General features: G+C 72.3%; 25 protein-coding genes. 13 read left to right on the top strand and 12 right to left on the bottom strand.

Annotated elements, in window-relative coordinates:
- Window positions 1-5: 5 nt before the first annotated feature.
- Window positions 6-2,525 carry an excinuclease ABC subunit UvrA gene (locus tag HNR61_RS38510; protein WP_246444723.1) on the bottom strand — a complete coding sequence of 840 codons (2,520 nt, stop codon included), beginning with the start codon at window positions 2,523-2,525 and terminating at the stop codon, window positions 6-8.
- A gap of 139 nt (window positions 2,526-2,664) precedes the next feature.
- Window positions 2,665-3,195, bottom strand: a complete 531-nt coding sequence (locus tag HNR61_RS38505) for a pyridoxamine 5'-phosphate oxidase family protein (RefSeq protein WP_182848080.1) — start codon at window positions 3,193-3,195, stop codon at window positions 2,665-2,667.
- A 602-nt stretch (window positions 3,196-3,797) separates the two neighbouring features.
- Between HNR61_RS38505 and HNR61_RS38500 the strand changes: the two genes are divergently transcribed.
- A complete protein-coding gene (locus HNR61_RS38500) occupies window positions 3,798-4,415 on the top strand; it encodes a hypothetical protein (protein WP_182848079.1) in 618 nt (205 codons plus the stop codon).
- Between the two features lie 416 nt (window positions 4,416-4,831).
- On the opposite strand, the gene HNR61_RS38495 is transcribed toward HNR61_RS38500, so the two are convergent.
- Window positions 4,832-5,329, bottom strand: a complete 498-nt coding sequence (locus tag HNR61_RS38495) for a LysR family transcriptional regulator (protein WP_182848078.1) — start codon at window positions 5,327-5,329, stop codon at window positions 4,832-4,834.
- Between the two features lie 301 nt (window positions 5,330-5,630).
- On the opposite strand from HNR61_RS38495, the gene HNR61_RS38490 reads away from it, so the two are divergent.
- Window positions 5,631-6,548, top strand: coding sequence for a GNAT family N-acetyltransferase (locus HNR61_RS38490; RefSeq protein WP_182848077.1), 918 nt, complete (start codon window positions 5,631-5,633; stop codon window positions 6,546-6,548).
- 93 nt (window positions 6,549-6,641) lie between these two features.
- Window positions 6,642-7,103, top strand: coding sequence for a tetratricopeptide repeat protein (locus HNR61_RS38485; protein ID WP_182848076.1), 462 nt, complete (start codon window positions 6,642-6,644; stop codon window positions 7,101-7,103).
- A gap of 57 nt (window positions 7,104-7,160) precedes the next feature.
- Here the strand turns inward: HNR61_RS38485 and HNR61_RS38480 are convergent, their stop codons facing one another.
- Together HNR61_RS38480 and HNR61_RS38475 are read right to left on the bottom strand one after the other, a co-directional pair.
- Window positions 7,161-8,267, bottom strand: a complete 1,107-nt coding sequence (locus HNR61_RS38480) for an endonuclease/exonuclease/phosphatase family protein (protein ID WP_312898304.1) — start codon at window positions 8,265-8,267, stop codon at window positions 7,161-7,163.
- Window positions 8,264-8,845 (bottom strand): D-alanyl-D-alanine carboxypeptidase family protein, encoded by a 582-nt coding sequence (locus HNR61_RS38475; RefSeq protein ID WP_220510312.1) that lies wholly within the window; start codon window positions 8,843-8,845, stop codon window positions 8,264-8,266. The genes HNR61_RS38480 and HNR61_RS38475 overlap by 4 nt, the downstream gene beginning before the upstream one ends.
- Window positions 8,846-9,155: 310 nt before the next feature.
- Between HNR61_RS38475 and HNR61_RS38470 the strand changes: the two genes are divergently transcribed.
- The gene (locus tag HNR61_RS38470; protein ID WP_182848074.1) at window positions 9,156-10,256 is read left to right on the top strand and encodes a sensor histidine kinase; all 1,101 of its coding nucleotides are present in this window, start codon (window positions 9,156-9,158) and stop codon (window positions 10,254-10,256) included.
- Between the two features lie 401 nt (window positions 10,257-10,657).
- On the opposite strand, the gene HNR61_RS38465 is transcribed toward HNR61_RS38470, so the two are convergent.
- Window positions 10,658-11,140: a hypothetical protein gene (locus HNR61_RS38465; protein ID WP_220510311.1), complete on the bottom strand. Its 483-nt coding sequence runs from the start codon at window positions 11,138-11,140 to the stop codon at window positions 10,658-10,660.
- A 526-nt stretch (window positions 11,141-11,666) separates the two neighbouring features.
- Here HNR61_RS38465 and HNR61_RS47040 point away from each other — a divergent pair.
- Together HNR61_RS47040 and HNR61_RS38455 are read left to right on the top strand one after the other, a co-directional pair.
- Window positions 11,667-11,903, top strand: coding sequence for a hypothetical protein (locus tag HNR61_RS47040; protein ID WP_220510310.1), 237 nt, complete (start codon window positions 11,667-11,669; stop codon window positions 11,901-11,903).
- 562 nt (window positions 11,904-12,465) lie between these two features.
- A complete protein-coding gene (locus HNR61_RS38455) occupies window positions 12,466-13,188 on the top strand; it encodes a hypothetical protein (RefSeq protein ID WP_182848072.1) in 723 nt (240 codons plus the stop codon).
- Window positions 13,189-13,582: 394 nt separating this feature from the next.
- On the opposite strand, the gene HNR61_RS38450 is transcribed toward HNR61_RS38455, so the two are convergent.
- On the bottom strand, window positions 13,583-14,320 hold the full coding sequence (locus HNR61_RS38450; RefSeq protein ID WP_182848071.1) for a TetR/AcrR family transcriptional regulator C-terminal domain-containing protein: 738 nt from the start codon (window positions 14,318-14,320) through the stop codon (window positions 13,583-13,585).
- 125 nt (window positions 14,321-14,445) lie between these two features.
- On the opposite strand from HNR61_RS38450, the gene HNR61_RS38445 reads away from it, so the two are divergent.
- From HNR61_RS38445 to HNR61_RS38425, 5 genes are read left to right on the top strand one after another with little or no spacing between them, the layout of a single operon-like run.
- Window positions 14,446-15,951 (top strand): MFS transporter, encoded by a 1,506-nt coding sequence (locus tag HNR61_RS38445; RefSeq protein ID WP_182848070.1) that lies wholly within the window; start codon window positions 14,446-14,448, stop codon window positions 15,949-15,951.
- Between the two features lie 11 nt (window positions 15,952-15,962).
- Entirely contained in the window at window positions 15,963-17,162 is a 1,200-nt protein-coding gene (locus tag HNR61_RS38440) for a cytochrome P450 (protein WP_182848069.1), read from the top strand.
- A gap of 21 nt (window positions 17,163-17,183) precedes the next feature.
- Window positions 17,184-18,365, top strand: a complete 1,182-nt coding sequence (locus HNR61_RS38435; protein ID WP_182848068.1) for a cytochrome P450 — start codon at window positions 17,184-17,186, stop codon at window positions 18,363-18,365.
- Window positions 18,366-18,376: 11 nt separating this feature from the next.
- The gene (locus HNR61_RS38430) at window positions 18,377-18,574 is read left to right on the top strand and encodes a ferredoxin (RefSeq protein ID WP_067812847.1); all 198 of its coding nucleotides are present in this window, start codon (window positions 18,377-18,379) and stop codon (window positions 18,572-18,574) included.
- Window positions 18,571-19,737 carry an NAD(P)/FAD-dependent oxidoreductase gene (locus HNR61_RS38425; protein WP_182848067.1) on the top strand — a complete coding sequence of 389 codons (1,167 nt, stop codon included), beginning with the start codon at window positions 18,571-18,573 and terminating at the stop codon, window positions 19,735-19,737. The genes HNR61_RS38430 and HNR61_RS38425 overlap by 4 nt, the downstream gene beginning before the upstream one ends.
- 554 nt (window positions 19,738-20,291) lie before the next feature.
- Here the strand turns inward: HNR61_RS38425 and HNR61_RS38420 are convergent.
- On the bottom strand, window positions 20,292-21,266 hold the full coding sequence (locus HNR61_RS38420) for a TerC family protein (protein ID WP_182848066.1): 975 nt from the start codon (window positions 21,264-21,266) through the stop codon (window positions 20,292-20,294).
- A 140-nt stretch (window positions 21,267-21,406) separates the two neighbouring features.
- Entirely contained in the window at window positions 21,407-22,150 is a 744-nt protein-coding gene (locus tag HNR61_RS50250; protein WP_220510309.1) for an AraC family transcriptional regulator, read from the bottom strand.
- A gap of 42 nt (window positions 22,151-22,192) precedes the next feature.
- Here HNR61_RS50250 and HNR61_RS38410 point away from each other — a divergent pair, with 42 nt between their 5' ends.
- On the top strand, window positions 22,193-22,558 hold the full coding sequence (locus HNR61_RS38410; RefSeq protein ID WP_182848065.1) for a DUF4345 domain-containing protein: 366 nt from the start codon (window positions 22,193-22,195) through the stop codon (window positions 22,556-22,558).
- A 47-nt stretch (window positions 22,559-22,605) separates the two neighbouring features.
- Here HNR61_RS38410 and HNR61_RS38405 read toward each other — a convergent pair whose 3' ends face one another.
- From HNR61_RS38405 to HNR61_RS38395, 3 genes are all read right to left on the bottom strand, one after another.
- A complete protein-coding gene (locus tag HNR61_RS38405; RefSeq protein WP_220510308.1) occupies window positions 22,606-23,802 on the bottom strand; it encodes a cytochrome P450 family protein in 1,197 nt (398 codons plus the stop codon).
- Between the two features lie 103 nt (window positions 23,803-23,905).
- Window positions 23,906-25,063 carry an ACR3 family arsenite efflux transporter gene (gene arsB, locus HNR61_RS38400; RefSeq protein WP_182848063.1) on the bottom strand — a complete coding sequence of 386 codons (1,158 nt, stop codon included), beginning with the start codon at window positions 25,061-25,063 and terminating at the stop codon, window positions 23,906-23,908.
- Window positions 25,060-25,374, bottom strand: coding sequence for an ArsR/SmtB family transcription factor (locus tag HNR61_RS38395; protein ID WP_182848062.1), 315 nt, complete (start codon window positions 25,372-25,374; stop codon window positions 25,060-25,062). Before HNR61_RS38395 ends, arsB begins: the two co-directional genes overlap by 4 nt.
- Window positions 25,375-25,566: 192 nt before the next feature.
- Between HNR61_RS38395 and HNR61_RS38390 the strand changes: the two genes are divergently transcribed.
- Entirely contained in the window at window positions 25,567-25,977 is a 411-nt protein-coding gene (locus HNR61_RS38390) for an arsenate reductase ArsC (RefSeq protein WP_182848061.1), read from the top strand.
- Window positions 25,978-26,208: the final 231 nt, after the last annotated feature.

Raw genomic sequence — 26,208 nt, 5'->3', positions numbered from 1 at the left:
GGCGCTCAGCGGCGCGCGCCCTCCCGCGCCTCCAGGAGCGGCAGGCCCGCCGCGAACCGGCGGAGGAAACCGGCGGTCGGGGTGTCCGCCGCCGCGACGGTGTCCGGGGCGCCCTCCGCGACCACCGCTCCCCCGTCCGGGCCGGCTCCCGGCCCCAGGTCGATCACCCAGTCCGCGGACGCGGCGACGGGGATGTCGTGTTCGGCCACGACGACGGTGTTGCCCGAGTCGAGCAGCACGTCGAGCGCGTCCACCACGCGCTGGACGTCGGAGGGGTGCAGGCCCGAGACGGGCTCGTCGAGGACGACGAGCCCGGCCCTGCGGCTCGCGGCGCCGCGCTGGATCGCCGACGCCAGCTTCAGCCGCTGCGCCTCGCCGCCGGACAGCTCCGTGGCGCTCTGGCCGAGCTGGAGGTAGCCGAGCCCGACCCGGTTCAGGGCCCCCAGGGTCTCCGCGAGCTGCGGGGGCTCGGGGAAACGTTCCACGGCCTCGGCGACGGTCAGCTCCAGCACCTGGTCGATGGCCAGCCCCCGATACCTGATCTCCAGGGCCTCGGGCCCGTAGCGCCGCCCCTCGCACGCGTCGCAGACCACCCACACGTCCGGCAGGAAGTGCATGTCGACGAGCTTGCGCCCGTAGCCGGTACAGGTCTCGCAGCGGCCGCCACCGGCGGTGTTGAAGCTGAACCAGGAGGCGTTGACGCCGCGTGCGCGCGCCGGGCCGGTCTCGGCGAACAGCTTGCGGACGATGTCGAACGCCTTGCTGTAGGTGGCCGGGTTGGACCGCGGCGTGCGTCCGAGCGGCTCCTGGTCGACGACGGCCACCCAGCCGAACCCCTGGAGACCGGTGACCTCCCCCACGGTGTCGGTCGCGGCCCCGTTCAGGGCCGCCTCCACGCCCGTCCCGAGCGCGCCGAGCAGGCTGCTCTTGCCGCTGCCGCTCACCCCGGTCAGGCAGGTGAGCCGGCCGACGGGGAAACGCACCCGGTCCGCGGTCACGTTGTGCGCGCGCAGGCCGTGGAGCTCCACCCAGCCGGTGCCGTCCCCGACCGGGCGGCGGGTCCGGCGCAGCCGCGGTCCCTCACCGGCCAGATAGCGCCCGGTCAGCGACTCCGGGTGGGCGACCGCGTCGGCGGGCGGCCCCGACACCAGGACCTCGCCGCCGAGACGGCCCGCGCCGGGCCCCATGTCGATCACCCAGTCGGCCCGCGCGACCAGCTCGGGGTCGTGCTCGACGAGCAGCACCGTGTTGCCGGCCTCGCGCAGCTCCAGGGCGATGTCGAGCAGGTGCGCCTTGTCCGCCGGATGCAGCCCGGTCCCGGGCTCGTCCAGGACGAAGATGACGTCGCTCAGCTCGGTGCTGAGCTGGGCGGCGAGCCGGGTCCGCTGCGACTCGCCCCCGGACAGCGTCGCCGCGCTCCGGGAGAGCTGGAGATGGGCCAGGCCGAGCCGGTCCAGGATCCCGAGCCTGCGGTCCAGGTCCTGGAGCAGCGGCTCCCCCACCTCGCGCTGCCGGGGGTCCAGGGCGTCCGCCACGCGCTTCACCCAGCCGCGCACCTCCCGCACCTCCACCTCGATCAGCTCGGGGTAGGCCAGCCCGCCGAGCCGCACGGACCGGGCCACCTCGTCGTACCCGCTGCCGCCGCAGGTCCCGCAGGGCTGCTTGCGCATGTACGGCAGGTAGCGCTGCTTGGCGCTGGCCGTCTGGGCGTTCACGAACACCCGTTCCACCTCGGCGAGCGCGCCCCGCATCGGCTGGTTCGAGGTGTAGGTCATCCGGGCCGTCTCGTTCCTGTTGGGTACCTCGACGGTCGCCTCGATCCTCTCCTCGCCCGTGCCGTACAGCACGCAGCGGCGGAACCCCTCCGGCAGCGACCGCCACGGCAGGCCGAGATCCACGCCCCGCTTCTCGGCGAGCGCCGGTACGAGCGCGTGCTCCCCCGACCGCCACTTCGCGAACCAGGGCGAGGCCCCCTCGAACAGCGGGAGCTCCGGGCGGGTGATGACCAGCTCCTCCCGCGCCCGCCAGCGTCCGCCCACCCCGTGGCAGTCCCCGCAGCCCCCCTCCGGCGTGTCGCGGTCGAAGTGAGCGGTCGTCAGGTGCCCGTCCCCGCCCCCGGCCGCCGGGTCCGCGCCGATCTGCGGAAGGCGGGAGTACAGCAGCCCCAGGTGCCCGTCGATGCCGGTGATCGTCGCGACCGTGGAGCGGGGGTTGCGGTTCAGGCGGCGCTGGTCGACCGCGAGCGTCACGCCGAGCCCCAGGATGCGGTCGACCCGAGGCCGGTTGCGCTGGGTGATGTACTGCCGCACGAACGGCGAGAGCCCCTCCAGGTACCGTAGCTGGGCCTCGTTGTGCAGGGTGTCGATGGCCAGGGAGGTCTTGCCGCTGCCGCTCACTCCGGTGAACGCGACGAGCCTCCCCTTGGGGATGCTCACCGACACGTCCCGCAGGTTGTTGGTACGGGCCCCCACCACGTCGATGGTCGCGTACCCCATGCTCGCGACGTCCCGTACGAATGCCGTCAACCTTCGTCCACCCTCTCGCACCACAACGGGGTGGGGGCTGGCACGCCCCCACCCATGCCGAACGGACCGGTCACACCGTCACGCGGTGGCCGCTTCACCAGATCTCTCGTCCCTCACCGACCCCGGACCGGGCCGCCGCTCAGGACCGGGACGCCGCGGTGATCCTCGCGATGTCGGGGGCGTAGACGCTCATCCAGTGCGGACGCAGCCGGTAGTAGACCACCTCGTCGTCCCAGTCGAAGGAGTCGTCACCGTAGAACTCCTTGAAGTAGGCGAGCAGGTAGGGCCAGTCGGCGGCCGGCTCGCCGTCCCGGGGGTTGAGGATCTCCACCGTGCCGTGCGTGAACACGCCCAGGTCCTCACCGCGCATGTGCGCGGCACTGACGGCGGGACGGGCGGCCAGGTGGCGGGCCTTGGCGGCGCCGGGCGCCGTGCCGAAGTGCCACCTGCCGTGCAGGAAGTGCCCGTCCACAGCGCTGATCCGCGGTTCGCCCGTCGCCGTCACGGTGGACAGCGCCAGGGTGCACATGCCGGTCAGCACCCCGGTGAGCTGCTCCGCGGTCAGGGTCGTCTCGGCGTTGATGATCGAGCGAAGGTGCGAGGTGGAGCGGGAGAGGGAGGAGTCGAGGAGGGCCTGGAGCTCCTTGAGCTCTTCCGGCGTTTCGCGCATGGAAATCCTTGCCTGACTGTGCGGTGTCTGTCCGTGGGACCGGTCCGCGTCCGTCGGCGGCGCCGACCGGTGGAACCACCCTCGCATCGAAACCTGACAGCCTGTGTCAGGCTTTATCGCCCATGGGACGGCGAAGGGACGAGAACCGCCGAGCCTGGCGCGTTCGAGGCCGGCGTTGTGCCCGGTGGTCCTAGGCCGTGTTTCAAAGCCCTGGCCCACGGCGCTCGCCTGGCGGCTCGCACCTCACCAGGGCTCGGCGAGCGCGACATCGCTTCGCGATCTGACCTGCGGGCCCTCGCCTCCGGCGTCGGGCCCGCAGGTCAGGTAACGCGCTCGCGTGCGCGGCTGAGGCCCACTTTGAAACAGGCCCTAGGCGTTCCCCGCCAGGCCGCGCTTCATCCGCAGGGACCGCTTCGAACGTCCCCTGCAGGGTTGTCGTTGGTGGCGATGGACCGGCCAGAACCGTGGCCCTGGGTCCGGTAGGTGATGCCTATCCACAGTGCCGTCCGGCGCGACCTGCATCGCACTCCGGGTCCGCGGACGACCCATGGCGCGCCCACCCGGCGAAATTGGAGGCTTGACGCCGCTGGCATGATCGCCGCATGGCGGAAATGACGTTGCGGGCGTTGACGGCCCGGCTGGTGGAGTTGGGTCTGGTGACGCCGCAGCAGGCCGAGAACGCGTTGGCGTCGGCCGACTACGCCGACCTCGAGCAGTCTCCCGTTCACCTTGTCGGCGAACTCATCGAGTATGGCCTGGGGGTGCATACCGACCACGGCGACGTGGACAGCCTCCAGGAGGAATACGAGGACATCCTCACGGAGGCCGCGGCGTGCTCGGGCCTGACCGTCTCCGACGTCGAGCTGGTCGAGAGCGCCGAGACGGCGGACCAGGAGACCGGGGGAACCCACGAGGTCGATCTCCTGCGTTTCCACCTCGACGGCGAGCCCCGTGCATGGGAGGTGGAACACCTGTCCGACGAGTACATCGACCATATGGCGCTCGTGTCCCATCTCAGCGATCTCGAACCGGGCGGCGACGACCAGCGCTGCTTCCACCCGGTGGGTGAAGCAGAAGAGGTCCCCTTCATGTACCTTCTGGCCACCCCCGAGCACGCACGCATCCTGCGGGACGAGTTCGGCTTCCCCATCGATGTCGAGGAGGCTCCCGCGGAACAGCCCACCCCACCTTCACTCCCCCGAACGGCTCACGGCTCATAACGGAGTTCGGGTGCGACACCTTCCCGGGACGCCCGTGACGTCCAGGTGGTGAAGGGGCTGCTCTGACCGGCTCGAACAAAGTCAGGCTGGAGGGGGCCGACATCGAACTGCGCACACCGCGCCTGATCCCGCGCCGACGGCTTCCCGAGGATCACGAACGTTACGTGGAGCTGTTCACCGACTCCGAGGTAGCCCGGCACATCTTCCTGGGCCGCCCGAAGGATCTGGTTCGGCGCTACGGCTTCAGACGGTTCCGTGGTGTCCTCCTCCGAGGTAGCCCGGCACATCTTCCTGGGCCGCCCGAAGGATCTGGTTCGGCGCTACGGCTTCAGACGGTTCCGTGGTGTCCTCGCCCTCCGAGCGGCTCATCGGGGAGAGCCGGGAGCTGCTGATCTGGAAAGTCGGCGGTTCCGTGGTCACCCGTCGTCGGTGGTCGGGTCGGCGAGGTCGACGAGCAGGTCGACGAACGCCAGGGCGGGCGGCGTCTGCCCGGTGGCGGACCACAGGACGCTGTAGTCGAGGGTCGGCCCCTCCTGGAAGGGCACGAACTCGCTGAGCTGGAGGTCCAGTTCGCCGCGGCGCAGCGGTCCGAACGGGTCGTCGAACTGGATCTCCTGGATCCGCACGGCGCAGTCGTCGTCCCTGCCCCGGAGCACCTCGACCGCCCGGAAGGCCAGGTCGGCGCACCAGGGGGTGGTGTGGCCGACGCGCAGGGCGCCGGTGATGCCGCGCGCCTCGGCGACGGCCCGGTCGACGGCCTGCTGGATTTGCAGGTGGGCGGGGAGCAGGTCGTCGCGGAGCCGCTCGCCCAGCGGGGTGAGGCGGACCGTGCGGGAGGTGCGTTCGAACAGCGGCCCGCCGATGCGGCGTTCGGCCTGATCGTGAACCTGATGGTCATCGCTGTGCCGGCACAACTCGCATCGATGACCGGCCGGGCAACGCTGTCTTGCCGACATCGCCGTTGTTCGACGGTGGTCCTCCCGCCAGGCTGTTGGCAGGCGCCCTCGCCCTGCGGGGCGGCGCGCCTCTGGTCGGGCTTGTCGGGGATGGAGTGGACATGAGCAGGTGGGCGTTGGCCCCGGGAGCGGATCTCGCCGATCCGGCGCTGGAGGGGACGGGCCGGTCGGAGGAGGGCCGGGCACCGCGAATCGGCGACGGCCCGCCGGTCATGCGGTCCGTTTCGTTCACCGGCGACGCGGGGCTCGGGCGCCGGGGATGACGAAGACCGCCATCAATGCCCGGCCCTGGCCGACGCGGGTGCGCGTCTCCCGCGTCGAGCCGGCGCGGGAGGAGCCGGACGGGCCTCGCGTGCGGGCCTGGCACGCGGTGGTCGCCGCGTCCATGGCCCAGGACGCGCCCGGTACCGCGCCCGCGGCCCCCGGCCGGTTCCACGCCGACCTGAACGCCGGGACGACGGTCGTCTGGGCGGCCACCCGCGCCGGACAGGTCGTGGGACTGGCGGTGCTGCGCCTGCCGTCCACCACCGTCACCGGGCGCGCGCAGGTGCACGTCCACCCGGCCCATCGACGTCGCGGCATCGGCGGCCGGCTGGTGGCCGCGCTGACCGCCGAGGCGCGCGCCCGCGGCCTGTACGGCGTCATCATGGCCGTGCCCGCGGGCGGGACCGGCGACGCCTTCTGCCTGCGCCGCGGCCTGACCCGCCTGCGCACGCTGCACCATCTGCTGCTGTCGCTGCGCGAGCTGCACCCGGGCTGGCTGGACGAGATGGTCGCGGTCGAGCACCCCGGCTACCGGCTGACCGAGACGGCGCGGATCGCTCCGCCCGGCCGCCAGGACGCCGTCCCGGGCGACGTGCTGCTGACCGTCGCCGCCGAGCACGGCCGCAAGGTCGTCGGCTGCACCGAGGTGGTGGTCCCCAGGGACAGCGGCCCCCAGGCGACCCAGCACGACCGCCCTCCGGTCGACGGCCACCACCTGGGGCTGGACCTGTGGGTCAAGGCGGCGATGCTACGCCTGCTGTACGACCGGTACCCGCAGGTCACCCAGGTCGCCACCGACAACCTCGAACACGACGCCGCCCTGCTGGCCGTCAACCGCCACCTGGGATTCCGGCTGCACCACCGCATCACCGAATACCGCCTCGACATCCCCGGATCGCCGGCCACGAACTGATCGGCCATGACATCCCTCATCTGCGTCCCGCGTCGTGTCGCACGGTTACGATCGTCTGAGTGTCGCGACATGAGCCGGTGAGGGGGACCTCCGATGGTCACCGATCCAACGATCATGCGAATCGGCCAAGGGGTGGAACTGCACCACCAGCAAGGCCGGCGTGAGGACGCTCGCGAACTCTTCGCGCGGATCTGGGACGACGTCGGCGGCGAACAAGGCGACCCGTTGCACGTCTGCGTCCTTTCCCATGCGATGGCCGACGTGCAGGACGACGTGCGTCAGGAGCTGGTCTGGGACCGGCGGGCGCTCGCCGCCGCCGACCTGATCACCGATGAGCGGGTGGCGCGGGCCGGGGTGACGATCTCGGTGGCCGCCCTGTACCCGTCGTTGCACCTCAACCTGGGCGAGTGCTATCGCAAGCTGGGAGAGCTCGACCGTGCGCGTGAGCACCTCCAGCAGGCGCGGGCCACGGTCGGCGCGCTTGACGACGACGGCTACGGGCGGCTCATCCGGGGTGGTCTGGAACGGCTGGAGCAACAGCTGGCCGCCGAGTGAGCGCGTTCCCTCGCACGGCCGGCCGTCGTCGAGGCGCGGCTGCGCGGAGCCTCGCGTTCACCAGCTGATCCCGGCCGCCACCGGCCGGTGGTCGCTGCCGGTGGTCGGCAGCACCCGCGCGTTCACCGGCTCCACGCCCCTGACCAGGATCTGGTCGATCCGCACCACCGGGAACCCCGCCGGCCAGCTGAAGCCGAAGCCGTCCCCGGCCACCTCCTGGGCCGAGCGCATCCGCGAGGTGATGCCGTCGAACGCGCGGTCGTCCATGGTGCCGTTCAGGTCGCCGAGCAGCACCACCCGCTCATTCCGCTCGGCGGCGATGGCCCTGCCGAGCGCCTGCACGCCCCTGTCCCGATGGGCCGTCCCGAAGCCCGCCCTCGGATTCACCCGTACGGACCCCAGGTGGGCCACGTACACCGCCAGTGGGCCCCGGTCCGTGGCCACGGTGGCGCGCAGCGCCCGGTTGTAGGTCATCTTGACGTCGGTCGGCTTGGTGGCCGCCAGCGGCCCGTAGTCCATCTGGATGTCGACCGGCCGGATGCCCGACAGCGGCAGCCTGCTCCACAGCCCGACCGTGCCCTGCACCGTGTGGTGCGGGTACGCCTTCGCCAGCTCCTTCTCGTAGGTGCCCCGGGCCTGGTGGCTCAGCTCCTGCACGGCCAGCACGTCCGCCCCGGAGGCGGCCAGGTCGCGGGCGGTGCCGGCCGGGTCGGGGTTGTCGGCGCCGACGTTGTGGCTGGCCACGGTGAGGTCGCCGCCCGGCCGGGACCTGTCGCCGAGCAGCCCGCCGAACAGGCTCAGCCACACCGTGACCGGCAGCAGCAACGCGGCCACGGCGGAGGCGGAGCGGCGCCACAGGGCCCCGGCCAGCAGCACGGGAACGAACAGGCCGAACCACGGCAGGAACGACTCCACCAGGCTGCCGAGGTTCCCGACCCGGTTCGGGATCCGCGCGTGCAGCAGCATGAGCAGGCCCAGCAGCAGCGCCAGTGCCGCGAGGACCAGGCCGCGCCTCCAGGGCTCCGGCCGGGAGCCGTTGCGGATCGCCCTGCGGACGGCCGCGCGCCAGGTACCGGCACCGGTATCCGGACGTTCGGCGTCGCCCTGGCCGCTCTCCGCCGTCTCGACCCGCACCATCGTCTGTCCTCGCTCGCTGTCGGTCACTGCTGCATCCTCGGGTCCTGGGTGGGGTCGGCGTACACACACGGGCAACCGCGATCGATCGCTTCGGGGCGTAGTTCGTAGTGCCAGGGCTCGTTGCGGTAGATCGGGCACACCCCGTACCGAGCGCCGTGTTCGGACAGCCACGCCGTCGCGTCGGAGCGCCCGATGTCGACCGCGTCCCCCGACACGTGAGGAGATGTCGCCGCGGTGGCCACCCATCGGGCGGCGGCCTCTTGCGACCCGTACCGGGAGACCGCCTCGCGAAGAAGCCGGTTCTGGTACTCCGGGGAACACCAGCCGCTGTTGACGCGGAACTCGACTCCGTCGTCCGCGGCGTCCGCCGCGGCCCGGCGGAGGGCCCTGAGCAGAGCCGGGTCGAGGTTGGCCACGGCCGGAATCGCGTCATCGAAGACCGTCACGCCGTCGGGAACGGCACCGTCGGCCTCGCCGAGCGCGCCACGGCGCTCACCGCGGGGAGCGTTCGAGGGTGACGCGGCCGAGGACGAGGAGGGCAGGACGGTCGAGGAGTCCTGCGCCCGGCAGCCGAGGGCCGTGGTGATCACTGCTGTGACGACCATCAGGCCGACGGCGAGGAACCGGTGGATCCGGCGCGCCGCTCTTGGTGCCGATGGTGGGGTTGGGGCCATGCCGCCAGTCAAGGCGGCGTGGTGTTGCCAGCACGTATGCGTTTTTCGATACGCCGACGATATGTGCCCGCTCGTAGCATCGACGGCATGCGCGTGCCGGCCGTCGCGGGCGGGCCCTCCATGGCGGGAGCCGTCCGCGAGGGCCTGCGCCTCGAAGCGATCGCGGCCGACATCGCCGCCGTGTCAGGCGTCGGCCACCGCATCCGCCCCCGGCCGGAGGCCGGGCCTGAGGGAGGCGAACGTGGACAGGGCACCCGGGTTGAGCGTTCGTCTCAAACTCACCGTCAGCTACGCCGGATTCCTCATGCTCGCCGGTGTCCTGCTGCTCGCGGCGGTGTGGATGTTCCTCCTGCGTCACGTCCCCGAACGCGCGCTCCTCGTCTCCTCCGACACGCCCACGTACGGTGTTTTCCCCGTCCGGTCCAACCTTCTGCGCGTCTTCGCCCCGAGGGCGGCCGCGGTGCTGGCGTTCCTGCTGGCGTTCGGCCTGGTGGGAGGGTGGATCCTCGCCGGCCGGATGCTCACTCCCCTGACCCGCATCACCAACGCCACCCGCCTGGCCTCGGCCGGGTCGCTCTCCCAGCGGATCCGGCTACCGGGCCGCACGGACGAGTTCCGCGAACTCGCCGACGCCTTCGACACGATGCTCGCACGCCTCGAAGCGCACGTCGCCGAGCAGCGGAGGTTCGCGGCCAACGCCTCGCACGAGCTGCGCACCCCGCTGGCGATCTCCAAGGCGCTCCTCGACGTGGCCCGCACCGACCCGGGCCACGACACCGGCCAACTCATCGACCGCCTCCACGCCGTCAACACCCGGGCGATCGGCCTCACCGAGGCGTTGCTCCTGCTCAGCCGCGCCGACCAGCGGTCCTTCCCCCGAGAGCCCGTCGACCTGTCGCTCGTCGCGGAAGAAGCCACCGAAACGCTCCTCCCCCTGGCGGAGAAGCATGGCGTCACCGTCGAGACCAGCGGCGACGTCACCCCCACGGTCGGCTCCCAAGCGCTCCTGCTCCAGCTGGCCACGAACCTCGTGCACAACGCGATCGTCCACAACCTGCCCGAAGACGGCACCGTTCGGGTCGACACCGGCGTCCGCCCCGAGACCGTGGTGCTCTCTGTCGAGAACACCGGCGAGAAGCTCACCCCACAGCAGGCCTCGACACTCACCGAACCCTTCCAGCGCGGCACCGAACGCGTCCACACCGACCACGCGGGCGTCGGCCTCGGCCTGGCGATCGTCAAGACCATCACCCACGCGCACGACGGGACGCTCACCCTCACCCCGCGCCCTGCCGGCGGCATCCGCGTCACCGTGGAGCTACCCCGGACCACCCCGGTGTGACGGAGAGGAGTGGTGTCGATTCCTACCGTGACGCATACTCGGTTCCATGGCACCGCCCACAGGTCCGGTGGACCACGCGCTGGCACCGGCGGCGCAGGCGGCACCGCGGCCGAGTTCGGCGCGGAACCGGCCCGCCGGCTGGGCCGATGGGTCCCCCACGACGGCTTCCAGATGATCATCCTGGACCCGCTGTCGCGGGCGGGCCGCCTGTACGCCCAGCGCGACTGCTACAGCAACCAGGCCAGCCACGCGTTGAAGATCCCCAGAACATGACCGGGAGCAGCGGGACCCCCTTCGGCCGCTTGCTGGGCGGCCGTCCCGTCGAGCTCCTCGCCCGCCTGACCGCCTGAGCCTGCGGGTCGCCGCGTCCGTAGCGCCCTCATCGGCGTTGATGGCAGGAGCTAGGGTCGTGCGACGGTGACTCGGCCGTTGGCGGCCACCAGGGAGACCTGGGGGCCGCCTTTGCCGCAGTGGGGTCCGTTCGCGTAGACGGCCTGCGGGGTCGTGGTGATCTGCTGCTTCAGAACGCTCTCGCCCTGCGCGTCGCGGAGCGTCAGTGTGACCTGCACCGGGGACTCCGGCAGGTCGTTGACGTCGGCGAACCCGTTCTTGGCTCCGGTCGGGGAGGCCGTGGCGGCGCAGGCTCCGTCGGGCCCGTCGGCGCAGCCCTGGGGCACCGCCGTCGTGGAGTCCCTGAGCTCCGTCCTCGCGGTGCGGCAGACGCCGTTCCAGCAGGTCTTCACCGTCGCGTCGGTCGCTTTGGCAGCCAGCGGCGGCTCGACGGTCAGGCCGATTCCCCGCGGGGTGCCGATCGCCGTGCACTCTCTGCCGTTCGTCAGCCCCGTCGTGCCGCAGCCGGCCAGGGCGAGCGCGGCGAAAGCCAATGTCGCGATGCGCGTAGGGGAAGGCATGGACCTGTGACGTACCCGAACGCGCCCCGGTTCCCGCCCGGATGGTGACGCGACCGGAAGGATTCACCGCTCCCTGCACTGGCGCAACGCTCATGGGACGTTCGGGAACAACCTCCTGAGCGCCCGCCCATCCGCCAGGTCACGCGTGTGCACCAGGGGCTCCACGAGCCCCGTGGTTCAGCGGATCCCGCCGCCCGGTCCGCGTGCACGGCGTTCGTCGGACCTTGGCAACCCCTGAATCTGGGGATACTGCGGCCGCCTGCCGCCGGGCGAGTGTGAGTACCGCACCGATCCGTCATCGCACAGGAGGCGACATGCTCACCAAGCTACGACAGCCGGACTCACCCTCGTTCTCGGGGTCAGCGGTCTGGGCCCGGCCCCCGCCGCCGTCGCCGCCCCGGCGGCACCGGCACAGGGCGGGGCGGCGGCCGCGCCCGCCTTCAACGCCAGCGGCGACTACCAGCTCTTCCAGAGCAGGGGCGGCACCACCAGGGTCAACGTGACCCAGGACGGCAGCGGCAGGCTCTACGGGTCCGCGTCCAGCAGCGCGGGGGCCGGGACCATCGAGCAAGGGGCGGTGGAGGGCACCGGCATCTCCTTCACCATCGGATGGTCCTTCGGATCCCGAGGGCGGTACGTCGGCTCGCTGGGCCCCGACCGGCGCCTGTCGGGCACCGCCTACGACCTGACCATCCCCTCCAGCCAGGCGACCTGGATCAGCGACCGCACCTTCTAGGCGCGTATCCAGAAGTTCTGCGTGTATCCCGGTGTGAGGTGGCTGGGGCGGGAGTGCGTTGACAAGGGCCTCGCCGGGGGTTGGATCGAGGTTGCGCCCATCCTCCATCCGCCCGGCGAGGTCGTGGTCGGTATGCGCCTGCCGCGATGGCCCCGTCCCCGCCCTGGGAGCGCCCGGTCGAGCCGATCTTGTCCAGGTCGGCCCTGCCCGCGAACACGCCGCCCAGACTGGTGGGCCGGTAGATGGTGTGCGCGGTTCCTGTTGCCTGCACCGTCACGGCGAACGGGCCGGGGCCTGCCCGGTTCTTGTTGACCGACGGGCAGCCGGTGCCCGGCGGCGGTGTCGTGGGCGGGTGGTTTGTGGCGTGGTGCCTCTATGGGGGTGGGGCAGGGGCAGACCGGGGTGAGTCCCGATCAGAAACCAGACGCTGCCCACCGTCCATGGGAGCTTGTCGCGCTGTTCGGCCCTGCGGCGTGTGCGCCGTGCCGATCGGTGCTCGACGCACTGCATTTCACTTGATCGTCCGGACAGGGTGCCGAACGGCTGGAAGGATGCCGGGGACATGTTGGCCCGACGAGCGGCGGTGGCGGTGGCGGTGCAGGACGACTATCTCGCCCGATGCGGACGGGCGATCGATGAGCTCAAGAACAGCGACCTCCTCCACGTGGAGAAGGCCGAGCTCCAAGCGACCGCCGTCGATGTGCTCGCAGATCCCGACTGGGTCTTCGCGGACATCGCCGAGCGCACCGGGCTGACCTTGGCGTCTGGCGTTCGCGAATACTTCTTCCCGGCCGACCGGGTGCAGGTCTTCTGGTACAGCACGAGCGAACCTGATCTGAGAGGCGAGTTCTGCCTCAAGCACCTGCACTGGGCGCTTTTGAGAGGCGAGGTGCCGCAGAACGCGTTCGGGGCGGTCAGCCAGGATCCCGCGAAGATGGAGGTGCTCGGTCAGCTGCGCTTCCTGGACCAGGAGCCGATGGCCGGGACGGGGCGGCTCACCGCACTGCGCATCACACCCGGTGAGGACGACCCGCAAGTGTGGCTCTATGACACCAACCACGAACGCCTCCAGCCGCTCGACCTCGACTACGCGGGTTACCTGGAGAACCTACTGGTCACCAAGGGTGCCTACGGATGGCAGTACCTCTTCGCCGACGTCGATTTCAGCGAGCCGGAGTTCCACGACGCCGCACGGCATCTGTCCGACGTGCTGCGTGTGTTCCCGGAGATGTTCCCCGGCCACGACTTCGCGCCCCTGCAAGAGCGTTTGGAAGAGCGGCTCTGAAAGGGTGAGGCCCCGGTTCTCCTGAGTGTGGGGCGCGTCCGTCTCGAAGGTGGGATTGGTGAACGCGATGGTGTTCGCGGTCGAGGCGGAAAGGTCGAGTCCAACCTGCGACACGTTCCCCAGCCGCCGGGTCGTCAGCGGTGAGCAGAACGGCCGGTTCCGCGCCACAGGTGCTCCGCGGTGCGGAGGGTCGTCTCGCGGCCTCGGCCTGGCCGTACGCGGAGGCCGCGTCGTGCACCAGCGCCCCTCTGTCCGCACTCACGGTGGAAGCCAGTCCCGTGATCAAACAGGCCGGGTGTGACCCCCAGCTCAACGGAGCTTGCGGGAGAGCCGCCCCTGTCGGTTCCCAGGCGTCGCGACACGGTCGGTTCGGGGAGCCGCTGTTCTTCGGGCGTCAGGGGTGTTCCGGCAGTTGGGACTCGATGCCGTCGAGCATGCGCTGCAAGCCGTAGTCGAACTGCTCGCGGCGTGTCCGTTCCGGCTCGCTCCCGGCCAGGGCGACGTACAGTTCGCGCATCTGCGGGTGGTCCCGGGTGGACTCCTCCAGGGCCGGTCGCACCGAGCGCAGCCACTCGTCCTCGGTGAGCCCGCCCTGCCGGACCTTGTTGAGGGTGGCGGCCTCGACGGTGGCGGCGCCGATGACGAACGAGAACACGGCGTTCAGGGCGCGGTCGGCCGCCAGCAGGGGAAAGTCCGCCGACCGCAGCACGGTCAGCGCCCGGTCGAACAGGTGCGTCAGGTTGGGACCGAGGTAGGCCATGCCCACCTCGCCGAGCAGGCCGGAGGTCCACGGGTGGCGCAGGATCGCCTCGCGCGCGCTGTGGGCGAGTTCGGTGACGGTGGCGCGCCAGTCGGCCGGGTCGCCGGTGTCGGGTAGCCGCATCTCACCGTAGATCTCGTCGACGACGAGTTCGATCAGCTCGCTCTTGTTGGTGACGTGCCAGTACAGGGCGTTGGCGGCGGCGCCGAGGCGGGCGGCCAGCCGCCGCATGGTCAGGGCCTCGAGGCCCTCCTCGTCGAGGAGCCGGACGGCCTCGGCGACGATCTGGTCCCGGGTGAGCGCCGGACGGTCGCGCCTCCGCCGGGGCGGCCGGGTCCACACCGAGGGAAACGCCTGGTCACTGGCTGCCATCGCGGTCGCCTCCCCGTTCGTCGTCGATCCCGGGCGATTATCGCACAACGTCCACTTCTTGAACGACGTCCATGAGTCTTGTACGTTGTCCATGAATCGGAACGTCGTCCAAGAAGGGAGGAACCATGGAACGACATCCACGCCGCTGGCTGATCCTGGTGGTGCTCTGCCTGAGCACCCTGATCCTGGTGATCGACAACAACGTGCTGATGGTCGCGATCCCGGCGCTCACGCGGGACCTGGGCGCCACCGCCCGCGACATCCAGTGGATCACCGACGCCTACATCCTGGTCGCGGCCGGGCTGCTGCTCACCGCCGGCAGCCTGGCCGACCGGTTCGGCCGCCGCCGCGTGATGGTGGTCGGGCTGGCCGCGTTCGGGGCCGCCTCGCTGGCCGCCGCCTACGCCGACAGCCCGGCCCAGCTGATCGCCGCCCGCGCGCTGATGGGCGTGGGCTCGGCGCTGGTGCTGCCCAGCACCCTGTCGATCCTGATCACCGTGTTCGACGAGGAGGAACGCCGCAAGGCGACCTCGGCGTGGTCGGCGGCCGCCGTCACCGGCCTGATCGGCGGGCCGATCCTGGGCGGCGCGATGGTCACGCACCTGCACTGGGGCTCGGTCTTCCTGATCAACGTGCCGGTCGTCGCGGTGGCGATCGCCGCCGCCTACCTGCTGATGCCCGAGTCGCGGGCCCCGGCGCGCCGGTTCGATCCGCTGGGCGCGGCGCTGTCGCTGGTCGGCATGGTCGCGCTGGTGTGGGCGATCATCGAGCTTCCGCAGCGCGGGCTCGGCGACCCCGCGACGCTGTCGGGGCTGGCGGTCGCGGCGGTCGTGCTGACGGCGTTCGTGCTGTGGGAGCGGCGCGTGGCCGAGCCGATGGTGCCGCTGGCGCTGTTCCGGAACCGCGACTTCACCGGCGGCAGCCTGTCACTGGTGCTGGTGCAGATCGGCAACGGCGGGCTCGTCCTGGTCATCACCCAGTACCTGCAGTTCGTCCTCGGGTTCACGCCCACCCGCGCGGGGCTGGCCATGGTGCCGCTGGCGCTCGCCGTGATCGTCACCAACGGCGTGGGCGCCGCCCTGGGCCAGCGGGTCGGCAACCGCGTGCTGACCACCGCCGGACTGGGGGTGCTGGCGGGCGGGTTCGCCCTGATGTCGACGTTGCGGGCCGACGACGGGTTCGCCACGGTGACCGCCACGCTGGTGGTGTTCGGCATCGGGGCCGGGCTGGCGCAGCCCGCCGCCATCGCCGCGCTGATGGGGGCGGTGCCCGCGCGGTACGCCGGGGTCGGGCCGGCCCTCAACGACACCCTGCAGCAGGCCGGGGCCGCGCTGGGGGTCGCCGTTCTCGGGAGCCTGCTGACGGGCGTGTTCACCGGGGCCATGCCCGGCTCGGCTCCCGAGGTGGCGCGCCGCTCCATCGGCGAGGCCCTGGCGGTCGCCGAACGGACCGGCGACCAGGCGCTGGCGGCGTCCGCGCGGCAGGCGTTCACCGACGGGCTGGCCGTCACGTGCTCGGTGAGCGCGTGCGCGGTGCTGGGCGCGGCGGTGCTGGCGTTCGTCCTGATCCGGGGGCGCGGGGCCGGCCGCACCGCGCCCGTCGAAGAGCAGACCCCCGTGACCACCTCCTGAAAGGAAACCTCATGAACGCGCTTCCCCCCGCCATCACCGAGATGCCGACGCGTCGGCCCGCCGGCCGCCCCTTCGACCCGCCCGCCGAGCTGGCGCGCATCCGCGCCCAGGGCCCGATCACCCCGCTGCTCTACGATGACGGGCGCCAGAGATGGCTGGTCACCGGGCACGCCCAGGCACGGGCCGTGCTCGCCGACCCCCGGTTCTCCTCCCGTTACGAGATCGCGCACTACCTCGACCCCCAGTACACCGACATCCCGCCCGCCGGGCCCGGCGAGTTCATCGGCATGGACGCCCCCGAGCACACCCGTTTCCGGCGTCTGCTGGCGGGCCGGTTCAGCGTTCGCCGGATGGGCCTGCTGACCGAACGCGTCCGGACGTTCACCGCCGAGTGCCTGGACGACATGGCCGGGCGGGGGCCCGGAGCGGACCTGGTGGAGACGTTCGCGCACCCCGTCCCGGCGCAGATGATCTGCGAGCTGCTGGGCGTGCCCTACGCCGAACGCGGTGACTTCCAGCGCTTCGCCGGGACCCTGAACCGGCAGGACGTGACGCTGGAGGAACGGACCGCCGCCGCCGTCGCGATCGGCGAGTACATGACCGACCTGGTGCGCCGCAAGCGCGCCGAACCGACCGACGACCTGCTCAGCGAACTGACCGACAGCGACCTCACCGAGGAGGAGCACGTCGGGGTCGGGGGGATGCTGCTGGCCGCGGGCCTGGACACCGTCGCCAACATGCTGGGGCTGGGGACGTTCGCGCTGCTGACCCACCCCGACCAGCTGGCCGTGCTGCGCGACGACCCCGACGCCGTCGACCGGGGCGTGGAGGAACTGCTGCGCTACCTGACGATCGCGCACACCGACTTCCGGACGGCCCTGGAGGACGTCGAGATCGACGGCGTGCTGATCGGGAAGGGGGCGACCCTCGCGATCTCGCTGCTCGCCGCCAACCGCGACCCCGCCGTCTTCCCCGACCCCGACACGCTGGACCTGCGCCGGGACGCGGCCGGTCAGATGGCGTTCGCGCACGGCGCGCACCAGTGCCTGGGGCAGCAGCTCGCGCGGATGGAGCTGCGGATCGCGCTGCCCGCGCTGCTGAACCGGTTCCCGACGTTGCGGCTGGCGATCCCGGCCGAAGAGGTGCCGGTGCGCTCCGAGGCCGACGTGTACGGCGTGGAGCGCCTGCCCGTCGCCTGGGACCCGGCCTGAACCCGCCGAGAGGAGACCACCATGGCCGTGAACGGACTGCCGCTGGCCCGGCCGGAGGGCCGCCCGCTGGACCCGCCTCCCGAGCTGGCGGAGATCCGCGCCCGTGCCCCGATCAGCCCGATGACCTATCCCGGCGGGCATGAGGGATGGCTGGTGACCGGGTACGCCCAGGCCCGCGCGGTGCTCGCCGACAACCGGTTCAGCGCCCGCTACGAGCTGGCGCACCTCCCCTACGGGGACTTCGGGCGGTTGCCGCCCGCCCCGGCCGGCGACATCAGCGCGATCGACCCGCCCGAGCACACCCGGTACCGGAGGCTGCTGGCCGGCGCGTTCACCGTCCGCCGGATGGCGCTGCTGGCCGAACGGGCCGAGGAGATCACCGCCGGCCTGCTGGACGCGATGGCCGGGCAGGGACCGCCCGCCGACCTGGTGACGGCGCTGGCCCAGCCCCTGCCGGGTCTGATGATCTGCGAGCTGCTGGGCGTCCCGGCCGCCGAACGGGAGAGGTTCCAGCGGCACGCCGCCGCGGGGATCCTCGGCACCGACGTCACCCCCGACGACACGTACCGGGCGTGGGCGGCGCTGTCGGAGCACATCGGCGCGCTGGTGCCGGTCAAACGCGCCGCGCCCGCCGAGGACCTGATCAGCGACCTCGCCGCCGGCGACCTGACCGACGAGGAGATCACGGGGCTGGGGGTGTTCCTGCTGGGGGCGGGGCTGGACACCACCGGCAGCGTGCTGGCGCGCGGCGTGTTCGCGTTGCTGACGCACCCCGAGCAGTTCGCCCTGCTGCGCTCCGACCCCGGGCTGGTCGAGGGGGCGGTGGAGGAGCTGCTGCGTTACCTGAGCATCGGCCCGTGCGGGCTGCGGACCGCGCTGGAGGACGTCGAGGTCGACGGTGTGCTGATCCGCGCGGGGCAGACCGTCACGATCTCCCAGCCCGCCGCCAACCGCGACCCGGCCCGCTTCCCCGACCCCGACACGCTGGACGTGCGGCGCGACGCCGCCGGGCACCTGACGTTCACGCACGGCATCCACCAGTGCCTGGGGCAGCACCTGGCGCGGCTGGAACTGCGGGTCGCGCTGCGGGAGCTCATCGCGCGGTTCCCCACGCTGCGGCTGGCCGTCGAGCCCGGCGACGTCCCGATGCGCGACGAGTACGCCAACGTCTACGGGCTGTACCGGCTTCCGGTGGCCTGGTGAGGAGGAATCCCGTGAAAGTGATCGTTGACGAGGAGCGGTGCGTGGGCGGCGGGCAGTGCGTCGCGGCCGCGCCGGACGTGTTCGACCAGCGCGACGACGACGGCGTGGTGGTGCTGCTGGATCCGGCGCCGCCGCACGAACGCGCCGCCGCGGTCCGCGAGGCGGCGATGCTGTGCCCGGCCGCGGCGATCGTCGTGGTGGACACATGACGTCCGACGTGCTGATCGTCGGCGCGTCGGTCGGCGGCCTCACCGTCGCCGAGGCGCTGCGGCGCGGCGGCCACACCGGCCGCCTGCGGCTGGTCGAACCCGACCCGCACCCGCCCTACGACCGGCCGCCGCTGTCCAAGCAGGTCCTCACCGGGCTCTGGCCGCCCGACCGGGTGCGCCTGCGCACCCCCGAGCAGCTGGAGGCGCTGGACGCCGAGTGGGTGTGGGGCCGCGCCGAACGCCTGGACGCCGCCGCCCGCACGGTGGAGCTGGACGGCGGCCGGGCGCTGGCGTACGACACGCTGGTCATCGCGACCGGGCTGGTCCCGCGCCGCCTGCCCGGCCCGGAGCCGGCGGGGGGGCACACGCTGCGTTCACTGGACGAGGCGTTGGCGCTGCGCCACGCCCTGCCGGACGCGGACCACGTCGCGGTCGTCGGGGCCGGCGTCCTCGGCTGCGAGATCGCGGCGGCCGCCCGCGCGCTGGGCCGGGAGGTGACGCTGGTCGATCCCGGGCCGGTGCCGATGGCCCGCCACCTCGGCCCGGAGCTGGGCGGACGGGTCGCCGCGCTGCACCGGCGGCACGGGGTGCGGCTGCGCCTCGGAACCGCCGTGACGGGCCTGGTCGGCGAGCGGGGCCGGGTGGGCGGTGTCGCGCTGGCCGACGGCGCGGTCGTGCGGGCGGACCTGGCGGTGGTGACGATCGGGTCCGTTCCGGCGACCGCCTGGCTGGAGAACAGCGGCCTGGCGCTGGCCGACGGGATCGTGTGCGACGCCCGCTGCCGCGCCGCGCCGGGCGTGTACGCGGTCGGGGACGTGGCGCGCTGGCCCGACCCGGTGACCGGCGTCGGCATCCGGGTGGAGAGCCGCACCAACGCCACCGAACAGGCCCTCGTCGTCGCCGCGAACATCCTGGGCGACGAGCGCGCGCACACCCCCGTTCCCTACTTCTGGTCCGACCAGTACGACACCAAGATCCAGGTGCACGGAAGGGTGGGGGGCGGCGACCGCGTCCGCTACCTGGAGGGCACGGCGGCCGACGACCGCTTCGTGGCACTCACCGAGTCGGACGAGGGCCGCACCACCGCCGCGATCGGCTGGAACCACCCGCGCGGCGTGCGAACGGCCCGCGCCCGCCTGACCGCCGCGCCCTCCCCACCGTGACCACCGGGGCCGGGCTCCCAGCCCGGCCCCGACGCGCGTCGCCGATGTCCCTGGTGGAGCGCATGTCTCACGGAGGTCGGTTCACGCGGATGGCGAACGTCGGGGAGGCGCCTCGGATGTGCGGGCCGCGCATCACGACCACGCGGTGGGACAGGGAGGTGCCGCCGCCGGGAGCGGAGAAGGCGAGCGTGGCTTCCGGCCGGTCCCCGGGACGCGGCCGGAGGGCCCGTCGATCCCGCGCTGGAGGCAGGACCGGTGCCGGGCCCGGTCGGCGGTGGTGGCGTCGGTGACGCCACCACCACCCGGACGTCCCGCGCCCGTTCCGTTCCAGCGGATGCGGCGCCTGCCGTTCCCGTGAGCCCGGCCGCCAGTCCCGCCACGACGACCGCTGTTCTGAGCATCATCACACGCCCCCGTGGATGTCCGGACGCCCCCGGTGCGGGAGCGGCGGATCACCGCGCCCTTGTGCGGTATGGCCCGGACGGGCGTCGGAGGGTTCGCCGGACGACTCACGCGTCACGCCGGGGACGCGTGAACGGGAGCCGGGTCGCTGATCAGTGGGAAGGCGTGTTCGTGCCCTGGTCCGCCTCCCGCCTCCGGGAGGCGATGAGGCTGGTGACGGTCGTCACCGCGAGCACCAGGACGATGAAGCCGAGCGAGAACGCGATGCTGATCTCCGGGACGTGCACCCCCGACTCGTGCAGGGCGTGCAGCACCAGCTTGACGCCGATGAAGCCCAGGATGACCGACAGCCCGTAGGACAGGTGGACGAGCCTCCGGAGCAGCCCGCCGATCAGGAAGTACAGCTGGCGCAGCCCCATCAGCGCGAAGGCGTTGGCGGTGAAGACGATGTAGGGGTCGTCGGTCAGGCCGTAGATGGCCGGGATCGAGTCCAGGGCGAACAGCAGGTCGGTGGAGCCGATCGCCAGCATGACCACCATCATCGGGGTCATCACGCGCCGGCCGTTCTGGCGGACCAGCAGCTTGGTCCCGTGGTAGCGGTCGGCGACGCCGAAGCGGCGCTCGACGGCCTTCAGCAGCTTGTTCTCCTCGTACTCCTCGTCGTGGCTGTCGTGGCGCGCGTCCTGGACGAGCTTCCAGGCCGTCCAGATCAGGAACGCGCCGAAGAGGTAGAACACCCACGAGAAGGCCGAGATGATCGCGGCGCCGGCGGCGATGAAGCCCGCCCGCATCACCAGGGCCATCAGCACGCCGACCATCAGCACCCGCGCCTGGTACTGGGTCGGCACCGCGAACTTGGCCATGATCAGGACGAAGACGAACAGGTTGTCCACGCTCAGCGACTTCTCGGTGATGAAGCCCGCGAAGAACTCCCCGGCGGGCTGCGCCCCCGCGAAGACGAACAGTCCCAGCCCGAAGGCGGCGGCGAGGGTCACCCACACGGCCGACCAGATGCCGGCCTCCCTGGTCGACACCTCGTGCGGCTTGCGTCCGATGACGAAATCCACCGCGATGAGCACGCACAGGGCCGCCACCGTCAGCACCCACATGCCCACAGAGACGTTCACGGTTCCTCCATCACTCCGCTGGAGCGCTCCAGCCACTTCCGGGGACTATGACAACGCGTACCGAAGCCCTGAAGATCCCAGGTCACAGAGGGTATCGGTCGGGTCGGCGTCCGGCCGGAACGACCACCGGTCCCCTTCGGTCAGCGCGGCGCGGCCGGGGGCATCACGGTGATGTCGAGGGCGGGCAGGCGGCTGGGGCGCAGGCCGAACATGCGGGCGAAGGCGTCGCTGAAGTGCGAGGGGGAGGCGAAGCCCGCCTCGGCGGCGGCGTCGGTCAGGGTGGCCCGCTCGGCGATGGCGCGGGCGGCCAGCAGCATGCGGGCCCACAGGCGGTAGCGGCGGAACGTCGTGCCGGTGTGCGCGGCGAACAGGCGCAGGAACCGCGAGGTCGACAGTCCGCACCGGCGGGCCGCCTCGGCGGCGGTCAGGGACGGGTCGTCCAGCAGGCGCCGGGCGGCCGCCCGGATGCGCGGGTCCTGAACGGTGGGTCCGGGCGGCGCGGCCATGTCGAGCCACTCGGCCGGGCGGGCGTCCAGCGAGATCAGGTCGTCCTCGCGGCGGTGGCCGGTCCGGACGGCGGCGTCGCCCGCGCGCATCGACGCGGCGCACGCCGCCAGCCGGGCCGTCGAGGGGTCCAGGTAGCAGAACCGCATGCGGGCGCTGTCGGCGCGCAACCGGTGGACCTGGCGCGGCGCGATGAGGGCGCTGCGCACCGGGGGTGTGATCCCCGCGGAGGTCTCGACCGTGAAACCGCCGTCCAGGGCGAGCGCCAGGCAGGCGACCGAACCCGAGTGGGACGTCAGGTCCAGGGCGGGCCCGGTGTAGACGGCCTGCCCGGGCCACAGCCACAGGCGGCACGTTCGTGGAAGCGCGTCGGTCGGCACCGCTCCATGATCCCAGCAGGTGGGCGGAACGAGGAGGAATTCATGGAGCAGATCGTCGTCGCCGGTATGGCGGCGTTCTTCCTGGCGATGGGGCTGTACGGGCTGGCGGCGCCCGCGGCGCTGGTCAGGCCGTTCGGGATGGAGGCCGCGACGGCGGACGCCCGGACGGAGGTCCGCGCCGTGTACGGCGGTTTCGGCGTCGCCGTCGCCGCCGCGCTGGTCCTGGCCGTGATGCGGGAGGAGGCGCGCGACGGCGTCGTCCTGGCGGTCGGGATGGCGCTGGGCGGTATGGCGTTCGGGCGGCTGGTGGCCCGGTGCGTGGAACGCCCTTCGGGGTTCTACCCGTCCTGGTTCTACTTCTGGGTCGAGACCGTCGGGGCCCTGGCGCTCGTCGCCTGCGCCAGGTGACCGGGGGCCGGGTCCGCGGACCGGTGCGGGCCCGACCGGATGGTCCGTCAGGCCACGGTGACGGGCAGGGTGGTCAGGCCGTTGATGAGCATGCTCGCCTGCACGGTGAGCTCCTCCGGCGGGACGGCCAGGCGCAGCTCGGGGAAACGGTCGACGAGGGCGCCGAGCGCGATCCTGGCCTCCAGCCGGGCCAGCGGCGCGCCGAGGCAGTGGTGGATGCCGTGGCCGAAGGCCAGGTGCGATGGCGAGGGCCGGGTGATGTCGAGGCGTTCCGGGTCGGGGAACCGCCGCGGATCGCGGTCGGCGGCCAGCAGCGCGGGCAGCACGACCTCTCCGGCGGGGATGGTGACGTCGCCGATCCGCACCGGGGCCGCGGTCCGGTAGGGGATGCTCACCTGCGCCGGGCCGTTGAAACGGAGCAGTTCCTCGATGGCCGCGGGCCACCGTTCGGGGTCGCCGCGCAGCAGGTCGAGCTGGTCGGGATGGGTCAGCAGTGCCTGCAGGCCGCCGCAGATCAGGTGGGCCGTGGTCTCGTAACCGGCGACGAGCAGCAGGAAGACCATCGAGGTCAGCTCGTCCTCCGACAGCCGGTCGCCGTCCGCGCGCGCCGCGACCAGCCCCGAGATGAGATCGTCGGCCGGGTCGGCGCGCTTGTGCCCGACCAGCTCCCGGATGTACTCGATCAACGAGGTCGCGGCGGCGACGAAGGTCTCGGCGGGATGGACCGAGCCGTTGATGGCCACCGTCGTCCACTCCTGGAAGTCGCGCCGGCGCTCCTCCGGCACGCCGAGCAGCTCGCTGATCACGGTGAGCGGGAGGGGGAGGCCGAAGGCGGCCAGCAGGTCGACCGGCGCGCCGTGCTCCCCCGCGGCCGCGACGTCGTCCAGCAGGCGGTCGACGACGCGCCGGATGCCCGGCTCCAGCCCGTCGATCCGCCGCCGGGTGAACGCGCTGGACACCAGCCGGCGCAGCCGCGTGTGGTCGGGCGGGTCGGCGCCCAGCAGGTGCTGGTCCATCGCCGCGGCGAGGTCGGCCGGGACGGCGTCGCGGTGCGGGCCGTCGCCGCCCTTGCCCTTGATGACGTCGGGATGGGCGAGCGCTTCCCGCGCCTCCGCGTAACCGGTGATCAGCCAGACCGGGACACCGGTGAACAACGTGACCCGCCGCACGGGTCCGGCCGCCGCCAGCTCGGCGAACGCGGCGTGCCGCGCGCTCGGCGCGGCCTCGACGAACGGTGAGGTCACCGGGGAAGAATCCGCCATGCTCAACTCCGATCAGGGCCGCCGTCCGGCCGGCGACCGGGACAGACGGATCCGACCCTACTCTTCAAGATCGAATAATCGCCCCCTATGACCTGGAACCGGGTGTCTTCGACGTGATCGAGGCTCCTCGACGGCGCCGAGCGGCCCGTGGCCCGGGTGCCGTGGGGAACATGCGGCGGCGCAGCCACAGCGACACGTACACCAGCGCCACCAGGACGGGGACCTCGATGAGCGGGCCGACGACCCCGGCCAGGGCCTGACCGGACGTGACGCCGAAGGTGGCGATGGCCACGGCGATGGCGAGTTCGAAGTTGTTGCCGGCGGCGGTGAACGCCAGGGTGGCGGTGCGGTCGTAGGGCAGGCCGACGGCGCGGCCCAGCGCGAACGAGCCGCCCCACATGGCGGCGAAGTACACCAGCAGCGGCAGCGCGATGCGGGCGACGTCGGCGGGCTGGGAGGTGATCGTCTTCCCCTGCAGGGCGAACAGGACGACGATGGTGAACAGCAGCCCGTACAGCGCCACCGGGCCGAGCCTGGGCAGGAGGCGGGACTCGTACCAGTCGCGGCCCCGGGCCTTCTCACCGGTGCGGCGGGTCAGGTATCCGGCCAGCAGCGGGACGCCGAGGAACACCAGCACGTTGACGACGATCTCTCCGGCGGAGAAGTCGACGCCGCCGGTGGCCAGGCCCAGCCAGCCGGGCAGGAGGTCCAGGTAGAACCAGCCCAGCGCGCCGAAGGCGACGACCTGGAAGAGGGAGTTGAGCGCCACCAGCACGGCGGCGGCCTCGCGGTCGCCGCAGGCCAGGTCGTTCCAGATGATGACCATCGCGATGCAGCGGGCCAGGCCCACGATGATCAGGCCGGTGCGGTACTCGGGCAGGTCCGGCAGGAGGAGCCAGGCCAGGGCGAACATCACGGCCGGGCCGGCGATCCAGTTCAGCAGCAGCGACGACAGCATCAACCGGCGGTCGCCGGTGACGGTGTCCAGGCGGTCGTAGCGGACCTTGGCCAGCACCGGGTACATCATGACCAGCAGGCCCAGGCCGATCGGCAGGGAGACACCGCCGATCTCGACCTTGGACAGCACGTCGTCCAGGCCGGGGACGGTGCGGCCCAGCAGCAGGCCGAGCATCATCGCCGCGAGGATCCAGACCGGCAGGAACCGGTCCAGCGTCGACAGCCTGGCGACCGGGTCGGGGGCCGCGGGCGGGGCGCCGGTGACAGGCTGGCTGGTCTGCGTCACGGGCAGGCCCTTCGGGTGTCTCGGGTGTAGGTCCGGCGGACCGCGTCCGCCAGCTCGGCGTAGTGGGCGGCGAGCCGCTCCAGGGGTTCGGGACGCAGCCGGTAGTAGACGAAACGGCCGCACGGCTCGGTCTCCACCAGCCCGGCCTCGCGCAGCGCGCGCAGGTGGTTGGAGATGTTGGTCTGCTTGGCGCCGGTCTCCTCCACCAGGTGGCACACGCACAGCGCCTCGCGGGCCAGCAGCTCCACGATGCGGGCGCGCAGCGGATCGGCCAGCAGTCGGATCACATCATTCTCGACTGACATCACCATGGGCTGATACGTTAGCAGCCGATGAACCCGCAGGCCAAAGCCCTACGGTGAGGGAACGGGTCAGGAAAGGCGGTGGCGTCCGTGTCGCATGACGGACTCCCCGCCGACCGCCACCACCCGCTCTCCGGGCCGGGGCGTCGCGTACCGCGGCCGGCGCCTCCGCCACGAGCATCCTCCGGAAGGGAAGAACCCGTGCCCGAGAAGCCCAGCGTGCTGTTCGTGTGCGTCCACAACGCCGGTCGCTCCCAGATGGCCGCCGCCTACCTGTCCCACCTGGCCGGCGACGCCGTGGAGGTCCGCTCGGCCGGATCGGCCCCCGCCGACACCGTCAACCCGGCGGTGGTGGAGGCCATGGCCGAGGAGGGCGTCGACATCTCCGCCGAGACACCCAAGATCCTCACCGTCGACGCCGTCCGGGCGTCCGACGTGGTCATCACGATGGGCTGCGGCGACACCTGCCCGGTCTTCCCCGGCAAGCGCTACCTGGACTGGACCCTCGACGATCCCGCCGGACAGGGCCTGGACGCCGTGCGCCCGATCCGCGACGAGATCCGCCGGCGCGTCGAGAAGCTGATCAGTGAGCTGACGACCGTCCCGCGGTGACGGCTCGGCCCGTGTGACGGCTCGGCCCGCGTGACGGTGGTCGCTCTCCGTCTCCACACCTCCCCCGTCACGTTAGGCTGGAGATCTCGGGTGAGTGATCCACGGCCGTACGGCCCCGCCGATCCCTCGGTGGAACGCCCGGCCAGGCGCGGGCTCGGGGCTCTCCGGGTGGCGCACCGGCCGACCGCGTCCCCCGGCCCGCCCGGCACCGCCTGACGCGCGCACGCCGTG

This window comes from Actinomadura kijaniata (genome assembly GCF_014138665.1).
In the GTDB taxonomy this organism is placed as follows: domain Bacteria; phylum Actinomycetota; class Actinomycetes; order Streptosporangiales; family Streptosporangiaceae; genus Spirillospora; species Spirillospora kijaniata.
This window is presented reverse-complemented; position numbering and strand designations above follow the sequence as displayed.